This is a genomic window from Nonomuraea sp. NPDC003214 (genome assembly GCF_053590035.1).
This window is the reverse complement of sequence record NZ_JBSFSX010000002.1, coordinates 1-21909: the sequence shown is the minus strand read 5'-3', so window position 1 is coordinate 21909 and position 21909 is coordinate 1. Positions and strand designations below refer to the sequence as shown.

At 66.5% G+C, this 21909-nt stretch carries 13 protein-coding genes and 3 pseudogenes; 9 read left to right on the top strand and 7 right to left on the bottom strand.

What is annotated here, in order from left to right:
- Positions 1–20: 20 nt before the first annotated feature.
- Positions 21–824, top strand: coding sequence for a DUF4097 family beta strand repeat-containing protein (locus tag ACWDXC_RS05060; protein WP_449978207.1), 804 nt, complete (start codon positions 21–23; stop codon positions 822–824).
- Entirely contained in the window at positions 821–1549 is a 729-nt protein-coding gene (locus ACWDXC_RS05055) for a PadR family transcriptional regulator (protein ID WP_219500889.1), read from the top strand. The genes ACWDXC_RS05060 and ACWDXC_RS05055 overlap by 4 nt, the downstream gene beginning before the upstream one ends.
- Before the next feature lie 35 nt (positions 1550–1584).
- Here ACWDXC_RS05055 and ACWDXC_RS05050 read toward each other — a convergent pair whose 3' ends face one another.
- From ACWDXC_RS05050 to ACWDXC_RS05030, 5 genes are all read right to left on the bottom strand, one after another.
- Positions 1585–2541, bottom strand: a complete 957-nt coding sequence (locus ACWDXC_RS05050; protein WP_449978204.1) for a zinc-binding dehydrogenase — start codon at positions 2539–2541, stop codon at positions 1585–1587.
- Between the two features lie 9 nt (positions 2542–2550).
- Positions 2551–3414: a hypothetical protein gene (locus ACWDXC_RS05045; protein ID WP_449978200.1), complete on the bottom strand. Its 864-nt coding sequence runs from the start codon at positions 3412–3414 to the stop codon at positions 2551–2553.
- A gap of 46 nt (positions 3415–3460) precedes the next feature.
- The gene (locus ACWDXC_RS05040; RefSeq protein ID WP_449978197.1) at positions 3461–3886 is read right to left on the bottom strand and encodes a TA system VapC family ribonuclease toxin; all 426 of its coding nucleotides are present in this window, start codon (positions 3884–3886) and stop codon (positions 3461–3463) included.
- Positions 3873–4124 (bottom strand): hypothetical protein, encoded by a 252-nt coding sequence (locus ACWDXC_RS05035; protein WP_449978195.1) that lies wholly within the window; start codon positions 4122–4124, stop codon positions 3873–3875. The genes ACWDXC_RS05040 and ACWDXC_RS05035 overlap by 14 nt, the downstream gene beginning before the upstream one ends.
- A 99-nt stretch (positions 4125–4223) precedes the next feature.
- The gene (locus tag ACWDXC_RS05030; RefSeq protein ID WP_449978193.1) at positions 4224–5663 is read right to left on the bottom strand and encodes an acetyl-CoA synthetase; all 1440 of its coding nucleotides are present in this window, start codon (positions 5661–5663) and stop codon (positions 4224–4226) included.
- A 417-nt stretch (positions 5664–6080) separates the two neighbouring features.
- Here ACWDXC_RS05030 and ACWDXC_RS05025 point away from each other — a divergent pair.
- From ACWDXC_RS05025 to ACWDXC_RS05005, 5 genes and pseudogenes are all read left to right on the top strand, one after another.
- Positions 6081–6916, top strand: a pseudogene (locus tag ACWDXC_RS05025) (transposase family protein).
- 614 nt (positions 6917–7530) lie between these two features.
- Complete coding sequence (locus ACWDXC_RS05020) at positions 7531–8433, top strand: IS5 family transposase (RefSeq protein WP_449978191.1); 903 nt, start codon at positions 7531–7533, stop codon at positions 8431–8433.
- Positions 8430–8645: a transposase gene (locus ACWDXC_RS05015; RefSeq protein WP_449979820.1), complete on the top strand. Its 216-nt coding sequence runs from the start codon at positions 8430–8432 to the stop codon at positions 8643–8645. Before ACWDXC_RS05020 ends, ACWDXC_RS05015 begins: the two co-directional genes overlap by 4 nt.
- A 193-nt stretch (positions 8646–8838) precedes the next feature.
- A pseudogene (locus ACWDXC_RS05010) lies at positions 8839–9504 on the top strand (IS3 family transposase); the annotation flags it as partial.
- A gap of 37 nt (positions 9505–9541) precedes the next feature.
- Positions 9542–9748 (top strand): annotated as a pseudogene (locus ACWDXC_RS05005) (IS5/IS1182 family transposase); the annotation flags it as partial.
- Positions 9749–9755: 7 nt separating this feature from the next.
- Here ACWDXC_RS05005 and ACWDXC_RS05000 read toward each other — a convergent pair.
- Both ACWDXC_RS05000 and ACWDXC_RS04995 read right to left on the bottom strand, forming a co-directional pair.
- Complete coding sequence (locus tag ACWDXC_RS05000) at positions 9756–10118, bottom strand: Imm8 family immunity protein (protein ID WP_449978188.1); 363 nt, start codon at positions 10116–10118, stop codon at positions 9756–9758.
- A gap of 15 nt (positions 10119–10133) precedes the next feature.
- The gene (locus ACWDXC_RS04995) at positions 10134–18089 is read right to left on the bottom strand and encodes a polymorphic toxin-type HINT domain-containing protein (RefSeq protein WP_449978186.1); all 7956 of its coding nucleotides are present in this window, start codon (positions 18087–18089) and stop codon (positions 10134–10136) included.
- A gap of 738 nt (positions 18090–18827) precedes the next feature.
- Here ACWDXC_RS04995 and ACWDXC_RS04990 point away from each other — a divergent pair.
- Together ACWDXC_RS04990 and ACWDXC_RS04985 are read left to right on the top strand one after the other, a co-directional pair.
- The gene (locus ACWDXC_RS04990) at positions 18828–19925 is read left to right on the top strand and encodes a trypsin-like serine peptidase (protein WP_449978184.1); all 1098 of its coding nucleotides are present in this window, start codon (positions 18828–18830) and stop codon (positions 19923–19925) included.
- A 204-nt stretch (positions 19926–20129) separates the two neighbouring features.
- The gene (locus tag ACWDXC_RS04985) at positions 20130–21290 is read left to right on the top strand and encodes a trypsin-like serine peptidase (RefSeq protein ID WP_219500875.1); all 1161 of its coding nucleotides are present in this window, start codon (positions 20130–20132) and stop codon (positions 21288–21290) included.
- Positions 21291–21909: the final 619 nt, after the last annotated feature.

The window sequence follows — 21909 nt, the reverse complement described above, 5'->3', positions numbered from 1 at the left end:
GTCGCCAGAGAGGCGGGATCATGCAGCAGTGGACGATTGAGGGCCCCGAACAGCTCACGTTCGGGGCGGTGGACTCGCTCGACGTGCGCATCGTGGCGGGCAGGCTGGCCGTGCTGGCGAGCGACGGGCCGCCGACCCTGGAGGTGGCGGAGTTCGACTCGGCCTCCCCGCTGATCGTCACGTACGACGAGGACACCCGCGAGCTGAGCGTCGCCTACAAGGACCTGACGTGGGACGGACTGCTCGGCTGGCTGCGTCGCGACCGCCGCCGCACGGTCGCGACGCTCGCCGTGCCGCGCCACTGCCGCGTCAGCGCCGGGGTGGTCACGGCGTCCGCCGTGGTGGCCGGGTTCGAGCGGACGACGCTGGTCAAGAGCGTGTCCGGGGAGATCGTGCTCGACGGCGTGAGCGGCGAGGTGAGCGCCACGACCGCCTCCGGGGCCGTGGAGAGCCGGGCGATGGAGGGCGACCTGTCGTTCAAGAGCGTCTCCGGCGAGCTGACCGTGGCCGGCGGCACGCCGCGCAGGCTGCGCGCCAACACCGTCTCCGGCCGCATCACCGCCGACCTGCGGCTGCGCCCGACCGGGCACGTCACGCTCAGCACCGTCTCGGGCGCCATCCTGGTCAGGCTGCCCGAGACCGCGCAGGCCGACGTCAGCATGAGGTCCACCTCCGGACGGCTGGTCAGCGCGTTCGACGAGTTGTCCGGCACGAACGGGCCCGGCATGAAGACGATGTCCGGGCGGCTGGGCGGCGGCATGGCGTCCCTGAGCGCGACGACCGTGTCCGGCGAGGTCACGTTGCTCAAGGGGGAGAAGCGATGAGTCCCGTCTTCGGTCATGGCCGGCTCCGGCTCTACCTGCTCAAGCTGCTGGAGGAGAGCCCGCGCCACGGCTACGAGGTGATCCGGCTGCTGCAGGACCGCTTCCTCGGCGTCTACTCGCCCTCCCCCGGCACCATCTACCCGCGCCTGGCGCGGCTGGAGGAGGAGGGCCTGGTCACCCACGAGGTGGTCGACGGCAAGAAGGTCTTCTCCATCACCGACAAGGGCCGCGAGGAGCTCAACGACCGCCTCGACGAGCTCGACGACCTGGAGGAGGAGATCGCCGCCTCGGTGCGCGACATCGCCCGCGAGGTCAAGGAGGACGTACGCGACACCGTCAGGTCGCTCCGCGAGGAGCTGACCAGGATGGCCAAGGACGTCCGGGTCGACGCGCGGGTCGACGTCCGCCGCCAGCAGGCCGAGTTCAGGCGCCTGCGGGAGGAGCAGGCCCGCCAGTGGCGCGAGCACGCCCAGCACTGGCAGGACGAGAGCGGCCGCCTCACCGGCGAGTGGCGGCGCATCTGGAGCGAGGTGTGGAGCACGCTCGGCGGCGCGCCCCCGTCGCGGGCCAAGCTCGACAACGAGCTCGGCGAGCTGCTCGCCGACTTCGTCGGCGGCGTGCGTGAGGAGGCCTCGCAGGCCAGCCTCACGCGCGAGAAGATCGACGAACTGCGCACAGCGCTCGACGAGGCCGCCACCCGCGTCCGCGACACCCTCCGGTCATGATCAGGTACGGCCTGCGCCCACCGCTGCAGCGCCTGTCAGCCAGTAAAGACGATCTTGCCGAACACGTCGCCCTCGTCCATGGCGGCGAACCCCTCGCGGGCCCGCGTCATGGGCAGCGTCCGGTCGATCACCGGCCGGACGCCGGTCTGCTCCAGGAAGACGGCCAGCCGCTGGAGCTGGTCGCGGGTGCCCATCGTGGAGCCGACCACCGAGAGCTGCAGGAAGAAGACCCGGTTCAGGTCGGCGGGCGGCACGGCCCCGCTGGTCGCGCCGGAGACCACGATCCGGCCGCCCGGCCTGAGCGACTTGAGCGAATGGTCCCAGGTGGCCTGGCCGACGGTCTCCATCACCGCGTCGACCCGCTCGGGCAGCCGGGCGCCCGGCTCGAACACCTGGTCGGCGCCGAGCTCGCGAGCCCGCTCCCGCTTGTCCCCGGACCGGCTCGTAGCCCAGATGCGATAGCCGCCCGCCCTGCCGAGCGCGATCAGCGCGGTCGCCACGCCGCCGCCCGCGCCCTGCACGAGCACGGTCGCGCCCGGCTCCAGCCCGGCCTTGTCGAACAGCATCCGGTAAGCGGTCAGCCAGGCCGTCGGCAGGCACGCGGCCTCCTCGAAGCTGAGCGCAGCGGGCTTGGGCACGAGGTTGCGGCGCGGCACGGCCACCCGCTCGGCGAACGTGCCGTCGTGGGTCTCTGACAGCAGCGACCGCTTCGGGTCCAGCGTCTCGTCCGCGCCGGAGCCGATCACGGCATGCACGATCACCTCGTTGCCGTCCTCATCGACGCCGGCCGCGTCGCAGCCGAGCACGATCGGCAGCCGGTCCTGCCGGATGCCGACGCCCTTGAGCGTCCACAGGTCGTGATGGTTGAGCGCGGCCGCCCGCACCGAGACGGTCGTCCACCCGTCGGGCGCCTTCGGCTCCGGGTGGTCGCCGAGCGTCAGCCCGGCGAGAGGATTGTCGGGGTCGGTCTGTGTGGCGGTAACGGCGAACATGGCCGCACCCTACTTCAGAGTGATCCTGATCCCGTCGAGCGCCGCCTTCACGAACCCCGGGTCGCCCGCCGCCGCGATCCGCACCCCGCCCCGGCACACGCTGCTGACCGGACGGCCACGCCCCCGCACCCCGCGCGGCAACCGGTCCACCTCCGCGCACGAGGGAATCAGCACCACCATGTCGCTGATCCCGCCGCCGAACCACAGCTGCGGCCCCACCGGCTCACCCCGCACCCGCTCCCCCGGCTCCGCCATCCGCACCCGGTCCGTGCCCGACAGCGTCAGATAGCCGCCGGTCACCTTCCCCCGCACGTCCCCGGCCACCGCGACCCGCTGCGCGTAGTCGAGCCCGCCCGGCCTGTCGTACATCGCCATCCGCCACCGCCCGAACCTGAACAGCAGCACCTGCCCGTACGCACCGCTGCCCGCCTGGCGCGGCCAGAGCGTCACATGCGGGGCGAACGACCGGATCGGCTCCCCGCCCCTGGTCACCTCGATCTCGCCGTTGTAGGGAGCGACGAGCTCCCGGTAGTCGCCGTCGACCCACACGCCCTGGAACGGCCGCACCCCCAGCCGGTCGAGCCCCAGCCGCGCCGGATAGCGCACCTCGGCCCGCACCCCGTGCGGGAACACCACCTCGATCGTCTCGCGCCCGCCCCGCTCCCGCGCCTCGGGGTGCAGCACGTTCGGCGCGCTCTCCACCCGCTTCAGCGACCGGATCGGCGCCGTCTCGCGGACCGGCTCCGGCATCGGATCACGGCTGGCCAGCAGGCTGACCACCGGCACCACCAGCAGCGCGAGCACCACCACGAGCCCGACCCAGCGACGCCGGCCGCGCTCGCCCGCCTCGATGACATCGAACTGATCGGCCACGACGGACCTCGCCGGGGGGGGTGGGCGCCTCTTGTTGTCCTCCAGTTCAGTTGAGCGGCGACCGCCAGCGCAACCCCTCGAACCTGGCGAAATCCTTGTCACAGGTCACGAATTCACAACCGTGCTCAATGGCCAGCGCGGCCAGGTAGGCGTCAGGCACCAGCTTCCCCGCCACCCCGGCCTCCCGGCACAGGCGGGTGAAGATCTCCCAGTGCCGCGGCCCCGCGTGCACGACCACCGCGTGCGGCTGGTTGCGGACGCTCTCCGCGAAGCGACAGGCGGTCGCGAAGCTCGTGGCTCCCGGTATCCGCGCGTTGGTGACGACGCGCAGGAAGCCGTTGATGACGAAGTCGCTCACGGCGTAGGCCTCGTCTCCGTGCAGCAGTTCCTGGAGCGCGGCGAGACATGGCTCGTGATGCTCCATGTCGCGCCGTTGGGCGTTGACCAGCAGGTTGACGTCAAGCATCCGCATGCCGGCCTCCGAGGACCTTCTCGATGTCCTCCAGCTCGATCAGCTCCCTGATCTCCGTCCAGGTCAGCGTCGGCCCTGCGGCCTCGCCGGACAGGGGGAGGTCGATCGGGGGCCGCTCCGTCGTTTCGGGGCGGTTGAGCAGTTGTCGCAAGGCATCCTCCATCACCGAGTTGAGACTGCGCCCGTTGCGGGCTGCGTACGCCTTCGCCTCGTTGAGGAGCGTTTCGTCGATGCGCACCGTGGTCCTCCGCATGACTCCAGCGTCCGCCGGTGACATAAAAATGTCAACAGCACAGAGTAGCCACACGCTCACGATTTTTGCATCGCCTTTGCGGAATCACCACCGAGCGACATTCACCTTCCCGTCCGTCGTCACCCGGACGGCCTGCCCCACGAGCTCCCGCGACTCGGCGTCCGCCATCAGCTCCTCCTCCAGCACGTGCGCGTACGCCCGCCCGCCGCCCGGCAGCTCGACCACCGCGTACCCCCGCTCGGCACTCCCGTCCCGCCCGTGCGCGACCGTATACCCGGCCACCACCGCGGCCCCCTCGTACGTGTCGGCCACCGGCACCGGCTCCGCCGTGAACACCGGCGCCCCGTCCCCCAGCACGCCCCCCGGCTCGGTGGACCACACCGCGTACGCGTGCTTCGTCAGGTGCATGCCGACCCCGGTGACGAGCCCGTGTCCCGGCCAGGCACGCAGCAGCCCGGCCATGGTGGCGGTCGAGTGCAGCACGTAACCGCTGGCCGGACCGCCCGCGTACGGCAGCCCGCCGGTGACGGTGAGCCCGCGCGCGTCCATCGGATCGAGCCCGATCGCGTCGCACGCCTGCCGCAGCGCCACGGCGAAACAGCTGTACACGTCGAGCGCGTGCATGTCGTCCAACCCCAGCCCGGCGCGCTCGAACGCGACGGCCGCTGCCCGCCCGATCGCCTTCGACGACCCCAGCGCCGGCCGCGCCGCGACCTCCCAGGTGTCCTCGGCGTACGCCCAGCCCCGCAGATACACCCGCTGATCGGCTGGCACCCCGAGCCGATCGGCCAGCGCCGTGCTGACGAGAACGACGGCCGCCGCCTGATCGACCTCCAGCACCGCGACGGTGTTCCTGGTGTACGGCCACCCGACGAACCGATTGCCCGTCACCAGCTCCTCCGGGCCGCGCACGCTCTGCCGCCATGCGTACGGGTTCGCGGCGGCCACCTCGGTCATCGGCGCCATCATCCGGCCCCGCTCGCGCATCTCCTCCTCGACGGACTGACCGCGCGCCGCCCGCCGGGCCGTCTCCATGATCGCGTACGTGTGCACCGGCAGGAACAGCTCATGCGCGAGCTCAGCGGGATGCGGCGGCCGTTCCCAGCCGTAGGGCGGCTTGGGATCGGCGGCATGACTCCACGGCACCCGCTCCCCCGCCACCCGGTACGCCCGGCGCGTGGCCAGCGCCTCGGCCCCGACGACGAGCGCCGAGTCGAGTCGCCCCTGGGCGATCTCGTTCGCGGCGGCCCCGATGAGCAGCTGCGGCGCCGTGCCACTGACCTTGGAGTACACCTGGTGCCGCGGCGTGGCGCCAAGACGCTCGGCAAGCCTGCCGGTGGGCGAGTCGTACTGCCAGGAGTCGCTGTACACGATCTGGATCGAATCGAGCCGCCCGACAGACAACCGCGCCTCCCGGGCGGCGGCGCGGGCCGTCTCCTCCCAGAGGTCGAGCGGTTCGGGACCGGGCTGCTCGCGCACGGTGCACTGCGCGACGCCCACGAGGCAGGGGGTGCGTGGATCCATGCCAGCATTTAACCAGAACAAGATTCGGCTTGTAAGAAGTGCTACTCGGAAAGCGTCACTATCGTTGCTATAGCCAACTAACCTTCGCTTTCTAGTATCCTTTAAAAATCACCGCAATACTACATCTATTATTCTTGACTAAATAATTGATTGCGCGACAAGCTCGGGCACACCGGAAAGGCGTAACTTGTTCAGCAAAGCTGGCAGTCCGCACCACACACGCACCGCACCACAAAGATGCGACTCAGGTACTGAGGTGATCTCAGAGAAATAGTTCGGGGCAATAGGGGATCTTCGGGACGCTCGTGGTGGCGTTTCGGGCCTATCGGGAGAAGTCGTCGAAGGCCGGTGACAGACGTAGAGCCTCCGGTAGATGAGTTCTCACCACAAGAATCCCCATCCGCCGAAAGGCTCCACGTGATTGCTCATCGTGCCATGCTCGACGTCTCCCGGGCGCTGGTTCATCACGTTGCCCGGCTGCTGCAGGACGAACGTCGCCGACTCGGCACTCCCCAGGGCAGCCGCGCCCTGACCCCGTTCTGGCAGGCGGTGCTGATTCTGCGCTGGTTCCGGGGCGAGGACGACATCCCCAAGCTCGGCCGCGATCACCGCGTCTCCCGCGCCACGGCCTACCGCTACATCGGCGAAGGAATCGACGTCCTAGCAGCTCAAGCACCTGATCTGCACGAGGCGCTGGACCGCGCCCACGCCGACGGGCTGGCGTACGTGATCCTGGACGGCACCCTGATCCCCACCGATCGCTGCGCCGAGCAGATCATCAGCGTCAAGGGCGAGCCCATCGACGCCTGGTACTCCGGCAAAGCCCACCGGCACGCCGGCAACCTGCAAGCACTCTCGGCACCCAGCGGGCTTCCCCTCTGGATTGCCGAGGTCGAACCAGGATCGTTCACGACCTCACCGCCGCCCGTGCCCACGTGCTGGGCGCGCTGTACGCCGCAGCCGCACACGGCCTGCCCACCCTCGCCGACAGCGGCTACGACGGCGCCGGAATCGGCATTCACACACCGATCAAGCAGCCCGAAGACAACCAGACCCTCAGCCCGGACAACCGCACCCACAACCGGCTTCTACGCGCCCTGCGCTGTCTCGGCGAACGCGGCTTCGCCCTGCTCAAAGGCCGCTGGCGGACCCTCCAGCACATCACCCTCAGCCCCAGCAGAATCGGTGACATCGCCCGCGCAGCCCTTGTCCTCACCCATTTCGAGCACGACTACCTACCAGCTATTCGCTGAGATCACGTCACTGAACCGGGGATTTACAACTTGACCTGCTGATTGAGAGTCGCTAACTTTGAGTTAGGTCATATCTGAATGCGCCATGTCATGACGCACTGATGGCTTGTGCCAAATACGAAATGCCCCCAAATGCCGCCGCGCACTGAAGCGTGCCATGTGTCGAAGAGCAACCAACGAGCAAGTGCGCGGGTGCACGGGTGCGTGCAGGCTGCTGACACCAGGAGAGCCTTCACTTGGCCCTGCCTCGCCGACCGAGACGCATGGCAACGTGCTGCCGCTGGTGACGTACGGCACCGGAATTGGCGACCATCCTGGGGTCGGCATCGACGTTCAACAGGCCCAGCGTGAGCTTCCCCCCGTTCTCCGGCACTTGACCTGAGGTCATCCTTGATCATCAGGATGGATGCCCTCCATTCCCTCGCCACACCCTGCCGAGTTCCGGCGTCGCGCGGTCGAGCTCGCGCGCCAAGGTGACAAACCGCTCCTCCAGTTCGCCAAGGGCTTAGGGCCTGTCTCAAAGTGTTGATCAACGCGTGTCGTAGCCAGATACGCAGAGAGGTCTCCGGTAAAGGGTTCAACGACCAAGAAGAACCTCATACCCCGGAGACCTCGTGGCCACCTTAGCGGTGACGCGGCGATTCGACCTTACCGATGCACAGTGGGCGCGGCTGGAACCGCTGCTGCCGGTACCCAAAAGACCAGGTCGGCCATCGCGGTGGAGCAAGCGCCAGCTGATCGACGGCATCCGCTGGCGGGTACGAGTGGGCGCGCCGTGGCGGGACGTACCCGAGTGTTACGGCTCCTGGCAGGCGGTCTACAGCCTCTTCCGCCGGTGGCAACGTACCGGTGTCTGGCAGCAGATCCTGACCCGGCTGCAGTCCCTGGCTGACGGCAGAGGTCTGATCGGCTGGCAGGTCGGGGTGGACTCCACCGTCTGCCGCGCCCATCAGCACGCGGCCGGCGCAGCCCGATACGGCGAACGCCAGAACGAACCTCCCGGCGGACTGCGATCGGAACCCGCCGATCACGCACTCGGACGCTCCCGGGGCGGCCTGTCGACCAAACTGCACCTGGCCTGCGACCAGGGCCAGCGCCTGCTCGCCCTGGTGATGACGGCCGGGCAGCGCGGCGACGCGCCCCAGTTCTCCAGGGTCATGGCCGCCATCAAGGTGCCCCGGCTCGGGCCCGGCCGCCCACGCACCCGACCCGAGATCGTCCGCGCCGACAAGGCGTACTCCTCCCGCGCCATCCGGCAGCACCTACGCACCCGCAAGATCCGATGCACCATCCCCGAACCCGCCGACCGCATCGCCGCCCGCCAACGGCGCGGCAGCCACGGTGGCCGCCCACCGTCCTTCGACACGGCCGACTACCGCGCCCGCTCAGCCGTCGAGTGCGGCATCAACCGGCTCAAACGCCATCGCGGCATCGCCACCCGGTACGACAAACTCACCGTCCGCTATGAAGCCACCGTCCACATCGCCGCCATCCACGACTGGCTCACGATCCTTTGAAACACGGCCTAGGCGTCAGCCGCTCGTGCCTGCAGAACCGGCTGCGACAAGCTGACGCCGACGACAACGCCAGCACCGGTGACCGGCTGACCAGCGCAGAGAAGAAGGAACTCGTCGAGCTGCGCCGCCGCAATAAGCAGCTGGAGATGGAGAACGACATCCTCAAGCGGGCAGCAGCGTACTTCGCCCGGGGGAACGTCCTCCCGAAGTAATCTACTCGCTGGTCCGTGAACTCGCCGGCGACCGCATTCCGGTCGCGGTGGCCTGCCAGTACTCCAGGTGTCAACCTCGGGATATTACGAGTGGCTCGGCCGACCAGAGCCTCCGCAATAGGGAGCTCGCCAAAATGATCCGGCAGATCCATGCCGACTCGCGGGGCAGTTACGGCTCGCCTCGGGCGCACGCAGAACTCACGCTGGTCTGGGTGAGCAGGTCAACCGCAAGCGCGTCGAGCGACTCATGCTCGCGGCCGGCCTGCAGGGCATCTCCCGACGCAAGGACCGCCGCCACCTGGTCAACCAGGCCACCGAGGAGGACCTGGTGCAGCGCCGCTTCGACGTCGAAGCGCCCGATCGACTCTGGCTGACCGACATCACCGAGCATCCCACCCGCGAGAGAAAGCTGTATTGCGCCACCGTCATGGACGCCTATTCACGACGCATCATCGGCTGGTCCATCGACGCACGACAGGATACAGATCTCGTGGTGAACGCATTAGCGATGGCGGTGGCCCGGCGAAAGCCGGACACCCGATCGACCATTCTGCATTCCGACCACGGCACGCAATATACGTCGTGGGCCTTTGGGAAGCGGCTGCGAGGCGTGGGCCTCCTCGGATCCATGGGAACGGTGGGCGACTGCTACGACAATGCGATGATGGAATCGTTCTGGGGAACGATGCAGCTCGAACTTCTCGATGCCAAAGGCTGGGAAACCCGAGAAGAACTAGCCAACGCCATCTTTGAATGGATCGAATGCTGGTGCAATCCATACCGACGACATTCCAGCATCGGAATGCACAGTCCCGTCACGTTCGAGGCCCTCTACCGGCCGTCAGACACCGCTGAGTGACCTCACCTCAGGTGTCCGTGCTACGGGGGGAAGCTCACATCGTCATCGGCCCTGGCTGTCTCGCGGGCAACGAGACGTCAACCGGGCATACGCCCGCATCCGCGCCATCGGCGAACGCGCCGTCACGACCTTGAAGAGCTGGAAGGTGCTGACCAAGCTGCGCTGCTGCCCACATCGAGCGGCCGCGCTCATGCAGGCCATCCTCGTCCTGCAGTTCATCGAAGAGTGCCGCTACTCAGGATGAAAAGCGCTCAATCTTCGTAATTGTCATACTCCCAGCGTCCGAGCCGACGAAGTTCTTCTACTAAACGCTCCCAGGAATCCCCTTCCACCGAAGCCACCCTCTTTCGAAGATATGACTCAATTCTCTCCTTATCAATAGAATTGACAATCAGATGGTACGCACCATCAACGATCCCCATTTCAAATACAGCACGCCTCAAATAGTCGGGCGAACAAACTATAAGGTCGAAAGACTCAGCACCTTCCCCTCCAACTGGACCAATAAACACCTGAAGCAAGATGCTGAAACACTTCTCGTCTAGTGATGTGTGAAGCGCTCCCGAAGTCCAGTCCATGTCCGGACTATGAATGTCTTTGATCTCAGCCTTCATGGCTAACTTAATCTCCTATTCGATATGTAGGTGACCATTACCCTGCCACTCCTGCCCAGTGTGTCGACGCCACTCAAAGTTCGCCTGATAGTTGCCCCAATTCGGCTTATAGCTCGGCGCGCGGTACTGCCGTAGCCCATCCGCACTGATCCATATCTCTTGTCCCTTCTTGTTTCGAACAACCCGATATCCTTCACCGACCCAAGCCTTACCCGCCACAGCTGCATCTGTCATAGTACCTGTGCCGAGCCCGAAATCCCCCTTGCCCTTCGCCGCACTGCGAACGATTCCACTGATTTTAGCCCAATCACATATGGCGTTGTGTACGAGTAGCGCCTGAGTGCCGGCTAGCACATGGTAAGTATGGAAATCCGCGATGGTGAGATTGCGGACATGTCGACCTTCTGTCCATCGACGGATATAGCCGACTTTTACCCACGTGCCGGCAGACGTCTGCAGCCATTGCCCAGACAGAAGATCAGTAGCATGCACCCACTTTTGAAGCGACGGAACCCAGAAGGGATGCTCTGCAGTGGCTATCAGGGATGAGTCTTCCTGCGAGTTTGCGTTATTGCTGGCTACCAGCGAGATTTCAACCAGGCCCTTCACGCCTTTGCCAGCAATCAAATGAATGACTCGCTTTGCGGTAGATTTGCCGCTGGCTGGATCAGTAGCCAGGACATAGTCGCCGACGCGCACTTCGGCGATAGGCTTTCTACTACCGTCCGACATCAAAACTAGCGTGTCAGCCGTGAAACTATTGCAGGCCTTTGCTGCGTTACGCAGAGATCTAGCAGCCTTAGGAAATATTTTGGCTATCGCAGCTCCGGCCTTAACGCCGGGAAGAAAGCTGGCGAGCATGAGCGCACATGAATCCATCTTACCTGCCGCGCAGCCTTCAACGTCGCCCCAGACGAAGTCACTGATCCCGCCGATTAGCTTTGTGAGCCAATCCTTGGTTTTGTAGCTCGCATTCCAGGCCTTCCTCAAAGCGGCCATTTCATCCGATGTGATTTTCAGGCGCCCAGCCCTATTCGAGCACGAATGATACGCTTCACCGTATTTCTCGATATTAGGATGAAAGCACGTATTAGCATATTCTTGCAGATCCTTGAGGCGTTTAGCCTGGTCCCGCGCTTTTTCGAGGGCATCGCATGCCTTGCGACCCTGCGCTTTCCTGCAAGCCTTCGTGTTGGCAAGTCCCGGTGCATCCGGTTCCATCTGGCTGCTCCCTGCCGCCGGCGGCATGCGAAACAGCTCCCAAAGACTCCGTATATCACTGTCTGTCAGTGAGGGGTTGAGGAAATTATGGCGGGTGATATATTCAACGAATTTCTTGCGCTTGGAGGCAGACATTTCCCAGAATCCGGGCGGTGCTGTCATGCCGTTGGGCATCGTGCCGGTCCGCTTCGACTCTTCGTTGTTACCCCACCGCCACATCACGCTCGGCAGATACACATTCTTGTAGTAGTAGCCCGGGTCGTCCTGGAAAAGGTTTGGCAGGCCGTTACCCATCTGCCTCGATCCCCAGGAGTCGAGGGGGTCGGCGGAGGGTTTGCCGCAGACTGGATCACAGCTAAATCCGTACTTGCCGCGGTCGAGATAGGGCGAGATGTCGGTTCCGGAGCCTTGGTTCCAGTCGAAGGCGCCTCCGCCGGCGGTTCGGCTGGTGGAGTGGCCAGTGGGGTCGACACCGGTGAGGGGTGAGGCGTTGGCGTAGGTGTAGCGGTTGGCCTGGACGGACGGGTTCGGTGCCAGGGTCATGGTGTCGCGGCTGGTGAAGGTGCCGGTGCCGGGCTGGTACCAGCGGGCGTGCATGTTGACCTTGCCGGTGTCCGGGTCGGTGTACTCGCCCTGGTAGCCGAGGTTGGTCTTGGCTCCGGTCTGGGCGGTGATCGCACCGAACGGGTCGTAGGCGGTGGTGGTGGCCAGAGCGGTACTGCTGTAAGTGGCCACCAGGTCACCGTGCAGGTCGGTCAGCGTCGCAAGGGCAGGGTTGGCGCCCTCTTGCTGACCGAGGAGTGCGCCGAAGGCGTCGCGACCGTAGCGGGCCTGAACGGTGCCGAGGGTGTCGGTAATGGCGGCCAGATTGTTGCTGAGCCCCGAGTAGGCGAAGGTCTGCTTGTTGACCCCGCTGATGCGGGAGGCGAGGCGGTCGAGGGCGTCGTAGCTGTAGACGCTCTCGCCGTCGGCGATCAGCCGGTCAAAGGCGTCGAAGGTGAGCTGGGTGGTGGCGCCGTTCTTCGTCTCGCTGGCCAAGGTGCCGCGCGCTGTGTAGGTGTAGGTGCTGCCGTCGCCCGACAGCAGCCGGTTGCGCTCGTCGTAGGTGAACGTCTTGTCGCCGGCCTTGGTGCGGTTGCCGGACGCGTCCCACTCGTACGCGGTGACAGCGCCGCCGGGGGCGGTCCAGGAGGTGAGGCGTCCGGCGTGGTCGTAGGCGTAGGTGTTGGTGCCGGCTCCGGCCGTGCCTTCGGTGGTCTTGGTGGTGAGGTTGTCGTCGTCGTCCCACCCGTAGCTGATCTTGGCCAGCTGAGGGCCGGTGCTGGCCCCCTTCTTCAGGGTGTGGGTGAGCGGCCGGTTGAGGCTGTCGTAGGTGAAGGCCTGGCTGTCGGTCGTGGTGGTGCCCTGGACGGCGGTCAGTGAGGTGAGGTTGCTGGCCTTGTCGTAGCCGTAGGTCAGCTTGCGGCCGGTGACCGGGTCGGTGGCGGTCTTCAGCCGGCTGGCGTTGTCCCAGGTGAAGTCCGCGGTGCCGGCTGCGTCGATGCGCTGGGTGGGGTTGCCGAGCAGGTCGTAGGTGTAGGCGGTCTGCTGGGCGGTGCCCTTCAGGATGCTCAGCGGCAGACCGCGGTCGTTGTAGTCGACCGCCAGGTCGCCGATGGCCGTCGGGCGGCCGGTCGGGTCGTAGCCGAAGGTCTTCTCCGCGCTCGCCGCGCCGCCTCCACCACCGGTCTCCTTGGTGAGGCGGCCCAAGTGGTCGAAGGTGCGGTCGATGCGCACCCCGCCCGGCTGCAGGGTGGCGACGGCGTTTCCGGCCACGTCGTAGACCTGGGTCCAGGTGCGGTCGGCGGCATCGGGGTGGGCTGTGGTGGCGGGCTCGGTCACCGTCTCGACCAGGCCGAGGCTGTTGTAGGTGGTCCAGGTGGCGTTGCCGCGCCCGTCGGTGAGCCGGGTACGGGCGCCAGTGGCGTCGTAGCCGAAGCTCGTCGTGATCGACTCGGTGCCGGACACCGGCTCTATCAACGAGGTAAGTCGGTCGAGCGCGTCGAAGGTCTGCCGGGTGACGTGCCCCTCTGGAGAGGTCGCGGCGACCAGGTTGCCTGCCAGGTCGTAGCTGGAGCTGCTGGTCCGCACCACAGCACCCACCGCGTCCAGGTCCTTGGCCCCGATCTGGCGGCCGGCCAGGTCGTACTCGGCCACGGTGGAGTTGCCGCGCGGGTCCTTGACCGTGAGGGGCCGGCCGGCCAGGTCATAAGTCGTTTCGGTCTTGTTGTTCTCCGGGTCGGTCGCCGAGGTGACCTCGCCGACCGCGTTCACCGTGAACGTGGTGGTCTTGGTGCCCGGTGCGACCGTGGTGAGGAGATGACCGGCCTTGTTGTAGGTCATCCGCGTGGTGGCGGCCACGGTCGCGGGCTTGCGCTCTATCTCGGTCGAGGTGATCTGCCGGCCCAGGTCGTCGTAGGTGGCCTCGACGCGGGCGCCGGTCGGATCGATGCCGGCCAGTTTCTCACCGACCAGGTCGTACTCGGCGATCCAGCGCCCCGGGGTCTGCCCGGCGGGGGCCGGGTCGGTGACGCGGACCTGGCGGCCGAGCTTGTCGTACTCGAACGTCGTCGTGTTCCCGCGCGGGTCGGTGGTCGAGACGAGCTGCCCCGCCGCGTCGTACTCGTGCTGGGTCGCGGGAGTGACCGCGGTGCCGCCGGGCGGCGTATAGCCAGGGGCGGTCTGCTGGGTCAGACGGCCGGCCTTGTCGAACACGGACGTGACCGTGCGGCCTTCGGCATCGGTCTCGTGCGTCTTCGCACCGAACGTGTCGTAACCGAGCTTGGCACTCGGCTGCGCGTTCGCCGTGCTGCCTGCCTTGTCGATCTGCACTTCGGGGGCGGTCACCTGCACCAGGCGGCCCAGAAGGTCGTGGCGCATGGTGGAAGTGAAGTCGGCCCGATCAACCCCGGGCGCGTTGCCGCGCGGGTCGATGGCTTCGACAGCCAGGCCGCGCTCGTCGTACACCGTGGTCGTGACGATGTCCTGGTCGCCGTTCTCGACGGTCTGCTTGGTGACCCGGTTCTCCTTGTCGTAGACGAACTCGGTCACCTCCGCGCGGGTGCTGCCGACAGCGGTGCGGGTGCTCTTGACGACGTTGCCGTTGGCGTCGTAGACGAGCGCGCTCTTACGGCCTAGCGCTCCTGGATCGACCGTCTGCGAAGTGAGCAGGCCTGCGGCATCGTAGACGTACGCGGTCGTGGTCGTGCCCCCACCGGTGACCAGCTGGGTACGGTTCCCCGCCTTGTCGTAGGTGTACTCCTCGAGGGTCACGTCCTGAGCCGTGGTGGAACCGTTCAGCCGGACGCCGTCACCGATCTTCTTGTGCGGCAGGTTGTCGCCGAAGTAGGTGAAGCTGGTCTTGCGGCCCATCGCATCAGCACGGGTCGCCAAGCGTCCCCCGGCGTCGTAGCTGAACGACTCCAGCACCACATCGGCCGCAGGCTGCGGGTTGACCGGGCTTCCGGTCCAGCCCTTCAGGGTGCGGGTGGTGAGCTCGCCGCGCTCGTTGTAGGCGTGCTCGACCACAGCGCCACGCGCGTCGGTGGTGGAGGCGAGCTCGCCCATGGTGTTCCAGGTCTGGTGGACAACGCCGCCCTCAGGCTCGGTGATGGTTTCGACCCGGCCGTGGCCGTCGTACGTGAGTACGGTGGTCCGTTCGGCGTCGCCGCCGGTCAGGTCGGCCACCGTCTCGCTGAGCGGGTTGCCGTCCGGATCGTAGGCGTACGTGGTCCGCTTGGTGTGGGTGACGCCGGAGACCTCGTTCTTGACGCCGGGCTCCGTCTGACTGGTCAGCCGGCCCAACGCGTCGTAGGCGAAGGTCATCTTCACGCCATCCGGGTGGGCCTGCAGCACGTCGGTCTTGGCCTTCAGCCGGCCGAGCGGGTCATGCTCCAGCTTGACGACCAGGCCCTCGGGCGCGGTCTGCTCGGCCAGGTCGCCCGAGGCCGTGTAGCGGTAGGCCCAGGCGTTGCCACGCGGGTCGGTGGCAGTCTCGGTCAAACCAGCCGGCGTCGTGCCCCCGCCGATCGCGGGCTCGGTGCCGTCGGTATAGGTGACCGTTGCGGACCGGCCGGCGGGGAAGTCGAGGGTGACCGGGCTGGTCTGCTTGGTCGGCTCGCCGTGCTCGTTGTACTCGAACCTTGTGACGTAGGTGTTGTCCGTCTCGCTGGAGGAGCGGGCGTCGCGATAGGTGAGCTGGCGGTCGTTGCGCGGATCGTACTCGTCGTCCCCGTTGAGGTAATAGGACGCGTAACTGGTCTGGCAGTTGCCGCTGCTGCGACAGCTCTGGCTGCTGATCGGGTTGCCGCGTTTGTCGTTCCACTGCCGCCACACATTGCCGTTGCGGTCGATCGTCTTGGCGAGGAACCCGCCGGTGTCGTACTCGTATCTGGTCGCGAAGGTTTTCTGGTCCCTCACGTAGACCACGCGGGAGTTTCGTCCCTGGTCGTAGCCGTAGGTCACCGTGCCGTTCCGGGGATCGGTCACCGTGACCGTGGCGACCTGCTCCGACCAGTCCGAATCCCGCTCGCCGAGCTTCCAGGTGCCGCCGTGCCGGTCGGTGTGCGTCTTGAGGCGGTCGGTCGCTGTGTTGTAAGTGTTGGACGCCCAGACGCGGCCCGACGGCAGGGTGATCTCCGCCAGCTTGTTGGCCACCTTCGCCCGAGCCGCGTAGTGCGTCTGGATCTCGGCTTCGCTCAGCGGCTTGTCATAGATGGCGAACTCGTCGATCGAGCCCTTGAAGGAGAACGCGCCCGTGACGTTGGGCCCGCCCGGGATCACCGACCACGAATTGCCACGGTCACCGCTGCCGATGTACGCCTCAGACCGGACCTCCGGGTAAAGCTCTCCGACGATCTCTCCCACCGGCTGCCCGTCGAGGAAGAGCTGCTGCCGTGTCCCATCGACGTTGAGCACCGCATGGTGCCATTGACCGTCGTTCACCGGATTCGCGCTGGTGATGGGCGTGTACACCCATGACCCGGCACTGTTCTTGATCTCGTCCAGCTGGCCTCGCAGGCGGCCGTCCGTGCCCACGTACAGCACCGCACCCGTGGCCCCGAACCCGTAACCGAACTGCCCAGCGGACATGATCATGCCGGCCTGGGTCGTCTTGAACCAGCCTTCGATGGACACCCGATCCTTCAGCCGCGACAGGGTGTACATCGGCAGGTGGACGTGAGACTTGGTGAAGCCACCAGCGGTATCGGTGCTCCCCTCCAGCACGCCCGGTTGCCCGACCGTGACGTCGGTGTAGAGCCCGGAGCGCCCGTCACTGCCCTCGTTGGCCGCAGGCACATACTGCGCGTCACCAAGACGCCAGTAACCCACCGGCTCGGAGTCCAGCACGATGCTGCGATACCGAGACCCTTCCCCATAGGTATAGGTGGTGCAGTTCGGCGCCTCGACCGGCGCGCAGACTGTCGTCAGGTTGTCGCCCTCATACCCGTACGTCCACGTCGTGCTCTGGCCGTCAACCGGATCGGTCGCCACTGAGGCCACCCGCGATCCCGACCAGGTGAAATGCAGCGACCGGCCGCCGACGCCCGTTGCCGACGCCAGCTTGCCGTCCGTTCCGTACACCAGCGTCTGCGCACGGCCACGCGCATCGGAGATCTGCTGCAACTTGCCCGACACGTTGAAGATGAAGCTGGTCGAGGACTTGTCCATCAACCGCCAGCCGCCACCGTCCACTTCCGAAAGCACGGCATGCATGCCCGGAGGCGGCTGGAACCCGCCATCTCCCTTGGCCGCGAACCGAACCCGCTTGCCGTCCGGATAGAAGACCAGCAGCCCGGTCACACTGGCCCCGGATCTCTCCGGGAGGATCTTCATGTCCCAGACCGTGGACCATCCCGCGCCGAACATCCCGTCCGTCCGGGCTTCCGCGCTGTTGTACGTGCGCGTCACGGCAAGCGGCGGACCCGCGACCGAGACCTGCGCGTCCGTGACCGCCGTCGTGTAGTTGCCGGAGATCGGCGCGAACTCCTGCCCACCACTGGCCCGCTCGCCCAGATGCGAGCTCGTCAAAGGCTGACGGGTGCCCGTGGTGAACGACAGCCTTTCGGTCTGATCCTCATCGCCGCTCACCGGATCGACGACCCGGACCCACCACTCGTACTGCTGCCCCCACTCCAGCTCACCGGCGGGAACACGCCATCTGTCCTGGCCGGCCAGCTTCCCCGACTGCACGCAGTGCGGAACCGGCGTCGGCTCACCCGGCAGGGGGTCCTCGTCCTCCTCCAGCACCTCGCACACGTTGAAGTAAAAGTTGAAATCCCCGGACGATCCGCCACCCACGCTCGTGACCTCGGCCGACAGCAGCGGCGTGAGCGTCCCGACCAGCGTCCCGTGCACGGGGTAGGCGTCATCGATGTACGGCCAGCCGAAACTCGTCCGCAGTTCACGGTCACGCTGCTCGGCCCGCTCAACGCCGGCGGGAAGCTTGGAAGGAGCCGCTTCCACCGGCCCCCGATCCTCCACTGGCAAGGCCCCACGCACCCGCGCGTCGGCAGAATCACCCTTCGAACCGCCGGATTCCTGCGTAACCGACGTCTCGACCAACGACGGCAACCCCGCCGCCGTGCCCGTCATTTGCCGGGGAACGCCAGACAAGTCCTGCGTTACGAGCGATGCCACGTCTTCTCGCTCTTGGGCCTGTGCCTGAGAGAAACCAACAGAAAGGACAAGCAGGCCAGGCAATAGCGCCACGAGCGTAATGATCAGCCGGTGTGGCGACCGAATCCACGACGAAAACCGGCGCATACGCCATCACGCTCCGAACCACGAAGGATGCCGCCAGGGCATGGACCATCGCCCTCCGCTGCAGGAGAAGCGGCCGCTGCGCCTCACAGCTCGGAGCTCATTGCTCTCTGACGATCAACGTAAGAAACCTTCACTGGGTCGACAAGACGGGCAGTGATCACAAAACAGAAACCAGCCCTATTGGGTCCGCCACCTTCCGTATTCGGCGGCGAAAAACTGCCGGGGCAGCAAACCGTTTCGAGACCCGCAGGCAAGGAGGAGTCAGCCCAGCCCACCAGGCCCGAACATGCCCGCGACGGCAGTCGGATGACGGACCGCCGGACCGATGGACCGCTCCGGTCGTAGACGGGCGTGATCTCCACCACGCGACCACTGGGGAGGCGGACTCAGCCGGCCCCCTACACCAACAGCGATGATCATTTCAATGCCAGGTAGCCACTTCGGCACACCATCCCGCAGCCTTGGCCGGTGCCGGCCGCCCCTCGAGAGCACAGGCATCCTGACGCCGGAAACCGCAGTCGACCTGGGGTTACGTGGTCCAATAAATGATCATTGGTGGCATGTTTGACATGCTCCTTATAGGACACGGGTCACGCTTGATCAGATAACGAATCTCCATCCGAGCTGCAATAAGGGCTGTTGATCTGGAAAAATCCACCCTTACAACCCCAAGAAAGGCAATTCATGATCCCCCGGGCCAGGCATCTGGCGGCCGCCGCGCTCAGCGGCGTGCTGCTGACGCTGCCTGCCCTCACCGGGGTCGCGCCCGCCGCCCAGGCCGCGTCGGCCAGCAAGGTGCAGACCGTCACGCTGGCCAGGACCAAGGCGGACGTGCAGAAGGTCGCCGACTACTGGAAGCCGGACAAGCTCAAGGACGCCGACAGCTACAGTCCCGCCGCGCCCACTTCCGAGGCCGCGCCCGCCTCGTCAAGCGGCGCCGTGAGCGTGTCGAACCAGGCCATCGCCGCCCTCCGGAAGGCGCAGGGCACCCAGAACGTCGCCCCCGTCGCCCCCAAGCAGGGCGCGGCCAGGACCATGGGCAAGGTCTTCTTCCGTTTCGGCGACAAGGAGTACTGGTGCTCGGCCAGCTCCGTCGCCGCCAGGAACCTCAGCGTGGTCGCCACCGCCGCGCACTGCGCCTACGACCCGCGACAGGGCAAGGCCGCCGATTACTGGATCTTCGTCCCGAACCCCACCAACAGCGGCGAGATGCCCGACGGCATCTACGTGGGCTCCTCGATCAGCATCCACGAGGACTGGGTCGGCAAGAACGACTACGACTACGACTACGCGTTCGTCACCGTTCACCGGGGCTTCACCTGGGAGAAGCAGGGCGCCAAGTACGTCGCCAAGGATGTCGGACGACTACAGGAGAACGTCGGCGGCCAGGGCCTGGAGCTGGGCAAGAAGGCGCCCGTGTCGCGGGTCGACGCCTTCGGATACCCTGCCGGTCCGCAGCCCGACGGCACCCGTCCGTTCAACGGCACGACACTTCAGACGTGTGTCGGCAGCACCCGCAAGGCCGTCGCCCCCAGCCTGGAGCTGAACTTCGGCGTCCAGCTCGCCCCCTGCAACTTCAGCAAGGGCGCCAGCGGCGGCCCCTGGCTCGTCGACTGGCAGTCCGCGAGGAAGCTCGGCAACCTCGTCGGAGTCAACAGTCTCACCTGGAACCGTGACGCCAAGGGTGAGTTCGACGCGGTGTCGTCCCCGTACTTCGGAGCCGTGACCGGCGACGTCTACCGCCACGCCGCCGCACAGAAGATCCTGTCAAATGTGATGTAAGTCATATGCAACTCCCCAGTAACGGGGGGTGATCAGCTCATACCTGGATCTCGGTACGATCACGGCAACCATTCAGAGGTTTACCTGATCTTCTTTCCGCCCGCATGGCCCGGGTTGGCCCTGTACGGTTCCGGACTGTCCGTTTGCTGACAATCAAAGCGCACGAAGGCGCCGCGTCAGCGTAAGGGAAAGCCTGGAGTTACCTTGAAGCGAATCCTTCTCCCCGTCGGCGGCGCCGCTCTGGCCACCGGCCTGCTGGCGACCGGCCTCACCGGCACCGCAGGGGCCAGCGCCGACGTGGCGATCGACCCCATGGCCAGGAACACGAGTCAGGCGGCCTCCGTCGCGTCCTTCTGGCTGGCCTCGAACGGTGCCGCCCTCCGCCGCGCGACCGCCTACACGTGGGACTCCAAGCAGGTCCGCAAGGTCGTCTCCACCGGCGGTTACAACCCTGACGGCCGTCCCGCCAGCGTCGCCCCCACGAGCAACGGAGGCGGCGGCAGCTCCTCCAACGTGAACCTGCCCAAGACCATCGGCAAGGTCTTCTTCGTCGACGGCAGCGGCAAGTTCCGCTGGTGCTCCGCCACGTCGATCCAGTCGAACTACCGCAACCTGGTCGCCACCGCCGGCCACTGCGTGTACGACACCGACGCCAACCGCGACACGATGGACTACTGGGTCTTCGTCCCCGGCTACTACCAGGGCAAGGCGCCGTGGGGCATCTACGTCGGCAAGACCGCGTACACCCACTACGACTTCGGCGTGTACGAGGACTACGACCGCGACTACGCGTTCGTCACCGTCTACAACGGCATCCAGTTCGAGGGCGCCAAGCGGGTCAGCAAGTCGGAGTACAACCGGTTCAGCGGGCCGAAGCGCTCCTGGGGCGGCCACCACTACATCCTGCTGTCCAAGGACGCCGGCCGCCTCGGCGACAACGTCGGCGGCCAGGGCGTCGCGTGGAACCAGCCGCCGAACCGCACCGTCCGCACCTTCGGCTACCCCTCCGCCCCGCACCCCGACGGCGACAAGCCGTACAGCGGTGTGACGCCGAAGCACTGCTACGGCAAGACCACCTCCAAGACGGTCGGCGCCTCCTGGCTCAAGATCGACGAGCACATCGGCCTCAAGTGCGCCGTGACCCCCGGTTACGACGGCGGCCCCTGGCTGTCGCAGTACAACAACGGCAAGCGCCTCGGCTACGTGAACGGTGTCACCAGCACCTTCGCCGACCAGGACGCCAACGACCGCATCGACTACATCACCTCGCCGTACTTCGACGGTGAGACGGCTTCGATCTACAACGAGGCCAAGAACAAGTGGTCCGGCAAGATCGTCGGCCGCAACGGCGAGCTGTACAAGTAAGCCCCCTCCCCGAAAGGCCCGGCCCTCACGGCCGGGCCTTTCGGCATTCCCGGCCTCCCCTTGCTCGGCACGTCGGCCTCCGGCCGCATGGTCCTCGCCCATCAGGCGCTCCGCGCCGCGCCCTGCTCGGGCAGCTGCACGGTCCTCGCCATTCAGGCGCTCCGCGCCGGCCCTGCTCGGGCAGCGTTCCTGGGGGCTCCGCCCCGGACGAGGGGCTCCGCCCCTCGCGCACCCCGCCCCCATGTGAGCCGTATAGCCACGGAACAGAGGCGGGCCAGCGATGCCACCGCCGTGACCAGGCAGCCGGAGCGGAACTCCCCTCATTCACTGGGCGAGGCCATGACCACCGCGCCTCGCAAGCCAGGCAGAGTCCTCACCGGATCGGCCGTCTGACCCTAAGAGCAGCCCATGGGCGGCAAGCACTTCGCCAAGCACCGCCGTGCATGCCCGGCTCCCCGGATGTGGTCCCGCCGGCCTCAGGGCGTCCTTCCCTGTTTGACCGTGGGGCGGGGTGGAGGAGAGGCTGTCAACGACGGCCGAATTCTGACCCCCTGACGATGTCTGAATCGTGACCCCCTGATGTTGTCGTTGGTTACTGCTCGTGCTCGGATCGGGCCGA

What these genes read in the sequence shown, in the direction of transcription:
- ACWDXC_RS05000 (WP_449978188.1), bottom strand. Translation starts at nt 10,118, where the DNA reads ATGAAGGCTGAGATCAAAGACATTCATAGTCCGGACATGGACTGGACT.
- ACWDXC_RS05050 (WP_449978204.1), bottom strand. Translation starts at nt 2,541, where the DNA reads ATGTTCGCCGTTACCGCCACACAGACCGACCCCGACAATCCTCTCGCC.
- ACWDXC_RS05060 (WP_449978207.1), top strand. Translation starts at nt 21, where the DNA reads ATGCAGCAGTGGACGATTGAGGGCCCCGAACAGCTCACGTTCGGGGCG.
- ACWDXC_RS05055 (WP_219500889.1), top strand. Translation starts at nt 821, where the DNA reads ATGAGTCCCGTCTTCGGTCATGGCCGGCTCCGGCTCTACCTGCTCAAG.
- ACWDXC_RS05040 (WP_449978197.1), bottom strand. Translation starts at nt 3,886, where the DNA reads ATGCGGATGCTTGACGTCAACCTGCTGGTCAACGCCCAACGGCGCGAC.
- ACWDXC_RS05030 (WP_449978193.1), bottom strand. Translation starts at nt 5,663, where the DNA reads ATGGATCCACGCACCCCCTGCCTCGTGGGCGTCGCGCAGTGCACCGTG.
- ACWDXC_RS04990 (WP_449978184.1), top strand. Translation starts at nt 18,828, where the DNA reads ATGATCCCCCGGGCCAGGCATCTGGCGGCCGCCGCGCTCAGCGGCGTG.